Source organism: Rhizobium sp. P32RR-XVIII (assembly GCF_012641395.1).
Lineage (GTDB): Bacteria > Pseudomonadota > Alphaproteobacteria > Rhizobiales > Rhizobiaceae > Rhizobium.
The window spans coordinates 1-8,310 of the sequence record NZ_JABAIH010000051.1 but is presented as its reverse complement, the minus strand read 5'-3'; the positions used below and the strand labels follow the sequence as shown (position 1 = coordinate 8,310).

At 58.9% G+C, this 8,310-nt stretch carries 9 protein-coding genes and 1 pseudogene; 7 read left to right on the top strand and 3 right to left on the bottom strand.

What is annotated here, in order from left to right:
* From HGP14_RS34775 to HGP14_RS34750, 6 genes and pseudogenes are all read left to right on the top strand, one after another.
* Positions 1–123: pseudogene (locus HGP14_RS34775) on the top strand (inorganic phosphate transporter); the annotation flags it as partial.
* A 159-nt stretch (positions 124–282) separates the two neighbouring features.
* Positions 283–663, top strand: a complete 381-nt coding sequence (locus HGP14_RS34770) for a thermonuclease family protein (RefSeq protein ID WP_168834323.1) — start codon at positions 283–285, stop codon at positions 661–663.
* Positions 664–715: 52 nt separating this feature from the next.
* On the top strand, positions 716–934 hold the full coding sequence (locus tag HGP14_RS36130; RefSeq protein WP_168834322.1) for a hypothetical protein: 219 nt from the start codon (positions 716–718) through the stop codon (positions 932–934).
* Between the two features lie 1,253 nt (positions 935–2,187).
* The gene (locus HGP14_RS34760) at positions 2,188–2,421 is read left to right on the top strand and encodes a DUF6894 family protein (protein ID WP_168833152.1); all 234 of its coding nucleotides are present in this window, start codon (positions 2,188–2,190) and stop codon (positions 2,419–2,421) included.
* Positions 2,422–2,717: 296 nt separating this feature from the next.
* Entirely contained in the window at positions 2,718–2,963 is a 246-nt protein-coding gene (locus tag HGP14_RS34755; protein WP_168834321.1) for a hypothetical protein, read from the top strand.
* Positions 2,964–3,181: 218 nt separating this feature from the next.
* Positions 3,182–3,388 carry a hypothetical protein gene (locus tag HGP14_RS34750; RefSeq protein ID WP_168834320.1) on the top strand — a complete coding sequence of 69 codons (207 nt, stop codon included), beginning with the start codon at positions 3,182–3,184 and terminating at the stop codon, positions 3,386–3,388.
* A gap of 232 nt (positions 3,389–3,620) precedes the next feature.
* Here the strand turns inward: HGP14_RS34750 and HGP14_RS34745 are convergent, their stop codons facing one another.
* The 3 genes from HGP14_RS34745 to HGP14_RS34735 all read right to left on the bottom strand — a co-directional run bounded on the left by HGP14_RS34745 (position 3,621) and on the right by HGP14_RS34735 (position 7,101).
* Complete coding sequence (locus HGP14_RS34745; RefSeq protein WP_168834319.1) at positions 3,621–3,929, bottom strand: hypothetical protein; 309 nt, start codon at positions 3,927–3,929, stop codon at positions 3,621–3,623.
* A 1,284-nt stretch (positions 3,930–5,213) separates the two neighbouring features.
* A complete protein-coding gene (locus HGP14_RS34740; protein ID WP_168834318.1) occupies positions 5,214–6,311 on the bottom strand; it encodes an alkene reductase in 1,098 nt (365 codons plus the stop codon).
* A 34-nt stretch (positions 6,312–6,345) separates the two neighbouring features.
* Positions 6,346–7,101 (bottom strand): SDR family oxidoreductase, encoded by a 756-nt coding sequence (locus tag HGP14_RS34735; protein ID WP_168834317.1) that lies wholly within the window; start codon positions 7,099–7,101, stop codon positions 6,346–6,348.
* A gap of 103 nt (positions 7,102–7,204) precedes the next feature.
* On the opposite strand from HGP14_RS34735, the gene HGP14_RS34730 reads away from it, so the two are divergent.
* Positions 7,205–8,164: a LysR family transcriptional regulator gene (locus HGP14_RS34730; protein WP_168834316.1), complete on the top strand. Its 960-nt coding sequence runs from the start codon at positions 7,205–7,207 to the stop codon at positions 8,162–8,164.
* Positions 8,165–8,310 lie beyond the last annotated feature (146 nt).

Genomic DNA, 8,310 nt, shown 5'->3' with positions numbered 1-8,310 from the left:
CGGCGTTTGTCAGCCGTGCGGTGGGGATTGGCCGGCAATATCGTGATTGCGTGGATCATCACGATGCCTGCCGCTGCCGTGATTTCGGCACTCTTCTATGGGCTGACAACCCTTTTCAGTTAGGACGACGTCTTCGACGCCTCTGCCTTGGAGGGCAGAACCATCACGGCACGCGTCAATTTCGGAGAATGCGGGATGGACGCCCGGCTATATCAACGTGAAATGCACGTCGCGCGGTGCCAAGAGCGGAAAGCTGCTGTTTGGTAGTTATGTGGGGGGTTGATGATAACGGAGCTGCTTATGTGCGCCTCGTTGGCGGCGGTCGACGGCGACACGGTCAAGTGCCTGCCGAGCGGTCAAAATATGCGACTGCTGGGGGAAGGTGTTCCGTTCGTCTCCGGCATCGACACACCGGAGATCGGGTCGCACGCGAAGTGCATCAAGGAACGGAAGCTGGTGTTAATCGCCAAGGGAAGGCTGAAAGAGCTTTTGGCTGAAAAGGGATTGCGGGTAGAATGGAGTGGCGTGATCGACAACACGCCGGCACATCGGCCGCTGGTGAATATCTACCGGGCCGATGGTGAAGAAATCGGCAAGACATTGCTCAAGGAAGGCTTCGCTCGAGAGTGGCGGCCGAGACACAGAAACGACTGGTGCGATTGACTCCAGCAACCTTTATGCGACTGTGGTCTCGATCGAAGTCACAGTTACAGCCATGACGCCAGAACGATTTTCCGAATGCCTCCTGCATATCCGATGGACGCCGATCAACATCGCATCGGCTCTACAATGCGAACTGTCGTGGATCGAAGCTCTCGAAACGGGGAACGAGGAAATCCCAACGGGTCTGGCTGTCTGGTTGGAAACACTGGCACAAGCACACGAGGCTCTACCGCCGCCAACGACATACTGCGGCAAGAGATCAAAGCTGTGACCTGTCGGGCGCCGAGTCCTTCCAAAAGCATCAGCCGTTTATCGCGGGCTACCTCCGCATTGAGGCTGCTTGTCCGGCAATAGCCAATACAAGTCCACGGACTGGATGCAATCTTGTGTTGGCCAATTTCCATTTAAGTAGTTGATTGCATTAACTTAGCTTAATGGGGGAAGCCTTGAGCAAGATTCTACGGGAAAATCTTCTATATCTTTTGGCCGACTACCTTTGTTGAGGCTGTCACCCCAAGACAGCGCCATGACAAGCCACGGCGCTATCCCCAAAATCCAACCCCTGGCGCCGTGGTTCATGGAAGCAGGCTCTGGGGCGGCCTTCTGCAGCCCGCAGCGCTGGTCGTCTTCATCGGCTAATGCCCACGCGCCGCAGGTCTGGAACATTTCGCAAAATCTGCTCGTTGTACCTTCGGGATCGTGTGGCACGGGTTACTGTTTGCCCCTTCCTTGCCCTCGGAAGGCCGCGCGATCCTCATTGCCCCGTTTCCGCAGGGCTTCTTTTTGATCGTACGGCAGCGTACTGGAACCCAAGGCCCGTCCGCTTGTTGATTCGATGGATTGCGCTTCTGGCATCGCTCGCCAGCGCATCCAGCCAGCCACACTGGCGACCTGACCCCGTAACGACTCTCCACAGCACGCGGGGTCTCTTTTTGTCCGTCGGTCCCGCGCGTTTCCCAATGACCTGACCCGCTCCGGCGGGTTTTTTATGGAACATTACGGAACCAGCCTTGTTTAGCACAATTCGGCCGCGAGGCAGTTCCTCCTGTTCAACCGGATGACACCCCTCTCCGGGTGCCGCGTGGTCAATCCCGCGCTGAATGGCAGGGGATCCATGACGCGCGGCAAGGGCTCGCTTTCCGTAGGGGCGGGCCCTTCGATCCTAACCCTAATTGATTATTGACCAGCAGGCTCCCCCGACCGTTAGTTTTAAGCGCTGTAGCCCCCAAGCACAGCCGTGACGGCCGCGTTACCCAATATCCGAGGCCGCCATTAGACCAGGGGCTCGCCATCTTTGACCCTTTGGACGAGCCCCTTGGTTGTATTTCCAAGTCTGGTGCGACGGCCCTGTCTGCCCCGCAGAGAGAGCCGCTGGCGGCCGGTGTGACCGATGCGCTCCGGACGCACTCGGTAGTTTGGCGGCGGTGTTGGACGCTCTCCGCTGATGGCTAAGCGCACGCCACCGACGGGAACAATGGGCAGCCTCGATTGTTCTCCGGTCGCGTAACAGGAGACTGTCCGTCGATGGCGAGGTACTATTTTCACATCCGTACCGGGGATCAATTGGTGGAAGACGACGAAGGTGTCGAGTTGCCGAACGTCGCGGCCGTTCAGCAAGAGGCCCGCAACGCTGCCCGCGAGATGATTGCGGAATTAGTCATGGGCGGCGAGCAGATCGCGGCACAGCGTTTCGAAATCGTCGATGAAAGCGGCGATATCGTCGCGGTTTTGCCGTTCGGCTTCATGGTCCTGGATTGACTCCAGCAAATGAACCGCGCCGAGAAGTGGCGGCCCGGCGCCGGAACATTCGATAGAGCCAGGCCGTTTATTATTTGGGATCGTGTGGCAGGCTGATTGTTTTGCCCCTTCCTTGCCTTTGGAAGGCCGCGCGATCCTCCGGATCAGACTGCCCGCTCAGACGGGCCTCCGTACGTTAGCGGACACCTAATTGCTATGGGCGCCGTCGAGGCGTACAGTTTGTCATCGGTCCACGTATGCAACCGGGTGTCGACCGCTTGAGAGACAATCTGCTCTTGCCCTAATGGAGAGCGATCATGTCATCTGTTTTCGAGCTACTTTCCTGCACAGACGATGAGATTGAACTTATCAGCTCGGCATTGAGTTGCCGGTCGCAGAGCAACCAAGTCAATCTCCAAAGCGAACGTGGCCAACAAGCGCTCACGGCCGCCATCTCGCTCGTTAATGCGGGCGTCAAGGCACCAGAGGAGATCGCCGCAACCCTCGATGCACGATTCACGCAAAGCCGCAATGCCGGCCAAGCTAATGACGTGTCAGCGTAACCCGAATTGATTATTGACGACCACGGTTGTCGGAGTTTTAGTTTTAGATGCTGTTGCGCCAAGCACAGCACCTAGCCGCGGCAGCCGCTCTCCAACCAACGCCGTGGTATGCGACAGGGCTCGCCATTTTGGAACCTTTTTGGACGAGCCCTGGTCGTACGCCTTTCCATTTCCTCTGCGTCCTACAAATTCAGATAGCGAGGTTGGGTGCGCCTTCGATGATCCAAACGCGAATATCTTCAGACCAGATACCGATGCAGGACGAGGACGTGGCGATGTGTCAGCGCGTCTTTGATCAGGTCTGTGAGGCAAAGCACGTTACCAGTGGGGAGGCGCGCGACGAGCTCGCCACGCAGATCATCCACTTCTACCAGCATGGAGTAAGGGATGAAGATATTCTACGGCGTCTTATGGGCGGCCCCTAGCTCCGTTGTCTGCCTCCACCATGTCGCGAGGGTTTTCCGAGATCCTCCCTTGCGGCAGACTGTGCGAGGGCTCGCCATTTGGCAAGATTTGGACGAGCTCTCGCATAGCCGCTAAGGCCGGACGATCGGCGTTCGCCACAAGATCTTATTTGTCCTTCCCTGAGGATCATCGAGCTTGCTGCTCAACACCTCGACGCGGGTCGCGACCTTGTTGATGCTCTCGATCGCGGTTTCAAGTTTCCCACGAGCGATTCCACGAGGCGATCGACGCGCGCGTTTGCCGCCTCGATCCCTTCTTGTTTTCCGCCGTCGCCTCAAGCGCTCTCGTCACCTGCAATGAAAGCGGTGGAATTTGCGACACCTGCTGCTGGGTGTCGTCGAGAACCTTCTGTGTCCGCTCTTGAGCGTTTCGGATATCGGCGATGTCGCGGTTAAGACTGACCCATACCCCGCCGATGATGAACGCGTTGACAAGAGCGGCGCCTATGATGGCGATGAAATGCGCGGGGTTGATCTTCGGCTTCTCGACTTCGATCTGCATGGTGTCTCCGTTCATTCCTGCGCGCCCTGCCCTTCAAATGCTCTATGCGTGCTTGACCGGCGAAAGCCGATCGACTATGTCGCCGCCGCCGCGCTCAAAGGCTTTGGGGCGGCAAAGCCATGATGGGGCAATTGCGGAGCGAATGGCCGGCCAAGTAGCGAAAGTAAATCTGTTCGGATAGTTCGGGCAGATCGGCACCTTGGATTGTTGCCCAGCGTTCTCCGACGAAATGACAAAACGGGAGCAGTGTCGACAGGCAGGAGCTTGCGTCTTGCTCATCGTCGGACCCGGCATGAAAAAGGGCCGGAGACAATGTCTCGCGGCCCCAGTTTTTCTGATCGGCAGCGGAGGGAGGAGAACCGCGCCGAGAGAATGAACTTAGCAGATCATGATTAACGACTTGTAAACGCGGGTTTTTGCGACACACCTCGCTCGCCCCGGCTTGCCTCATGCGAGCCCGAGAGCCTTCCGCCCTCCGGATCCGGGCGCCCGAAGAGGAAACCCTGCAACTGATCCGGAGCCTTAACGGCCATCCGCGCGCGCTGTTTTTCAGTCTCAATACCTTCGATAACGACGGCCGAAATGGATGTCCCGGAAGTCGAGTGCTTTCTTAGCGCGAGTTTCAAACCTCTCGTCGAACATCGCACACATGCGGGCCAGGCCCTCTCTGTAATCAATGCTTGATTGGCCTCTCGCACAATATGCTCCCCGCGCTGCCAAAGGTCGAACCAGAGATGACGGATCGTTGTATCGACGTGAAGCGTATGAGGGGTTGCAGCGATCATAGCCAGCTGCGCAGATTTCAAGCTTTCCTCATCCCATGTCGTGAGTGCAATCGTCCTCAAGGTATGAGAGTACACGGTCGCGCTTCCGAGCGGCCTGTTCTTCGCAGCAAACGTTTGTATGGGGTACGCTTATAATCATTGGATTTTCTATACGCTTTTGCAGCATGCGTTCAACACCTTCGTACCATACCCTTGCTCAGCACTCGGGCTTTCGCAGCATACCTACGTTCAACTTTTCAACCAAGAGATGCTCGTGAACTTCGACCAATATGGACTCCTCTGCTGGAGCCAGGCTGGCGCTACAGCTACGAATTTCCCCCTCCAGACGCAAGAAAGCGCTCGAAGTTCCTTTGCAGTTTTGCAGTGCTCGCGATGCAGCACCCCGACGCGAATCCCGAAGTCACGAGTGCAAAGACCCGATGGCGAGGGAGCCGACACCCAGCCAGGATGTCGGCAACTGCAACGGAGCGCTTTCGGCTACCGTGCTCATCGAAGCCGCCTATGCCGACTTCGCCACTGCTCGGGTGGCAGCGGGATAGTCGATGTAGCCTTCGGGACCCTGGGTGAACCACAACGACGCGTCGTTCGAGGCGAGCGGAATGCCTTCTGCCAAACGGTAAGGCAGGTCGGGGTTCGAGATGAACGGGCGTCCGAACGCGACCGCGTCGCCGATACCCGCGCTCAGCTCGGCCTGCGCGCGAGCCATATCGAAGTCGGAGTTCAGGATCAGTGACCCCTTGAACGCGCTCCGGAGTTGCGAAGCGAGCGGGTCCATGTCACCCACTCCGAAAGTGCCGGTCAGCGGAGGTTCACGCAATTCCAGATGCGCGATACCAATACTCGACAGCACCTCAGTCGCGGCAATGAACACGGGTAGCGGACTGCTGTCCTTGACGCCCTGCGTCTCGCCGTTAGGCGAAAGGCGGACACCGGTCCGGTCGCCGCCAATGGTGTCGACGACCGCTTGGGTGGCCTCGCGCAGGAACCTGACGCGGTTTTCGATCGATCCGCCGTAGTGGTCATCGCGGAAGTTCGAGCTATCGCGCAGGAACTGGTCAATGAGATAGCCATTGGCAGCGTGCAGCTGGACGCCGTCGAACCCGGCTTCCGTTGCGTTCTTCGCACCGTCACGAAAGTGCTGCACGATCTCTGCGATCTCGTTGACGCTGAGCGCACGCGCTTCCTCGTATGGCTTCTTGCCGTCGTACGTGTGAGCTTGGCTGGGCGCAGTCGTCGCCGATGCGGACACAGGCTGGCCACCGTCGAGGAAGCTCGAGTGGACGACGCGACCCATTTGCCAGAGCTGCGCGATGATCCGGCCGCCGTTTTCGTGGACCGCGTCGGTGATTTTTCGCCACCCGGCAATCTGCTCGGGCAGCCACAGACCTGTAGCATACGGCCAGCCAAGTCCAAGCCGGTTGATGCCGATCGCTTCGCTGATAATGAGGCCGGCAGACGCGCGCTGGGCGTAGTAGTCGACCATGATGGGCGTGGGGATATGACTACGAGTGCCCCGCGCGCGGGTCATTGGAGCCATCAGGATACGGTTGGGAGCCTTGATAGCGCCTAGTTCAATTGGATCAAACAAGCTGGTCATGGGCGATTCCTTGAGAGAAAGTGGAATGCGCGCCTCAAACGAGGCGCGATCCTCCGTCAACATTGAGAACGGCACCGTTCATCCAGCCATTCGCCATCAGGAATACGACCGCGGCACCGGCTTCCTCCGCGCTGCCGAGGCGGTGCAGCGGGAGCGTTTGCTTGAGCGAGGCGACGTAGGAGTCACGGCCTTCGCCCAGCGCCTTGGACAGGATCGGGGTGTCGATTGGGCCAGGAGAGAGGGTGTTCACCCGACGCGGTGCGAGTTCGCGCGCAAGTCCGCGGCCAAAGGCTTCCATGGCGGCCGAAGCGGACGCCAGAATAGCAGTGCCATAAGCATTCGGGCGGTCTGCCAGGGCCCCGGAAATGAGGGTGATCGAAGCGTCTTCAGCCAGCTTGTCGCCAAGCGCGCGCAACGTGTGGACAGCTGCCCAGATGCGCTCGTCGAACGCCCGCTTGAGGTAAGAAACATCGGCCTCGAGGACCTTGCCGGCGACGAAAGTGCCTGCCAGCAGGACGAGGTGGTCAACGCGGTCGATCGTCGCGACCGCTTCGGAGATCGAGGCTGGATTGGTAACGTCGGCAGAACGCCAGTCGTCGAGACCATTCTCGGTGGCGGCTTGCTGAGCACGCTGGCGGTCGTTGCCGATAACGGTGACCTTCGCGCCGGCCGCTTTGGCCTGGATGGCGGCAGCGAGGCCGATACCCGAGGTGCCGCCGAAAATGACGACCTTCTTGCCGTCGAGCGATGAGGTAAAGTTACCTGCGGGAACTGTAACTGTCTGGTTCATCTCGTCTCTCCTTTGTTAGCGGCCTGTGTCCAGCGCCGATGAGTAAGAATTAAATCCAATCCGCCTGCTTGATAATTGGGTCGCTTTTCGTTTTAATAGTTCCATGGTGGAACAAATCGGAATTGACAGATTGACGAGGATCATCGCTTTCGCCCGCTCGGCCTCTTTAGGAAGCTATACGGCTGCGGCGCGTTCGCTCTCAGTCTCGCCTTCCGCTGTAAGCAAAAGCGTCCAACGGCTTGAGGAGCACCTTGGGATCAGCCTCTTCAGCCGAACCACGCGATCGCTCACGCTGACCGCGGAAGGTCGTGATCTGCACGAACGTGCGTTGCGCCTGCTCCGCGAGGCCGAAGAAATCGAGCAGGCGGCTGTCGCTGCTCGTGGCGAACCCTCGGGCACGCTCAAGGTGACTGCGCCGTTGCCGATAGGGGCTAATCTTATCGCGCCCGCCCTGCCCCGTTTCCGTAAGCGTTTTCCCAAAGTCTCGGTGGACCTTCGGCTCGGCGACAGATTCACGGATATCATCGAGGAAGGCATCGACGTCGCAATCCGCGTCGGCGAGCCAGCAGACTCGCGCTTGATCGCCAGAAAGCTCGCGCCGAACCGCGTCTGCGCATTCGCCTCGCCGGATTACATCAAACGACGTGGAGTTCCCGCGCGACCGGAGGACCTTGTCCAGCACGACTGCGTCAACTTCCGGTACCAGAGCACGGGCCAAACGTTGCGCTGGCCGTTCAAGGTCGGCGATCGAGTGCTTGAAATCGTTCCGAACGCCACGATCGTGGTCGACAACAGTGACGCCGTAGCCGCCATTCTCGTTGCGGGCGGCGGTATCGGCATTTCCCCGACGTATATCGCAGCCCCGTTCCTCGAGCGCGGCGAACTGGTGCCCGTTCTCAAGGACTACGCGATCGATCGCTTCAACATCACCGCGCTCTGGCCGGAGAGCCGCCGAGGAAACCCCACCGTAAAGGCGTTCGTCGCTTTTCTCGGAGAAGTTTTCCCCGCCGAGGCCGCGTGGGACCGTACCTTCGCCGCTAGCGAAGCTGCCACACCGTCGTGAAGTATGACGCTGGTGGTGTCCTAGCATTACAGTTGCATTTTAGTTTTGAGATGAGCTCGTCGAGCGGCCGCCTGATGGGCGCGCCTCCAGCATGACCATGCGATGACGTAGGCGGGGTTTATGCGACGCTGAGCGAGTCTGATGGC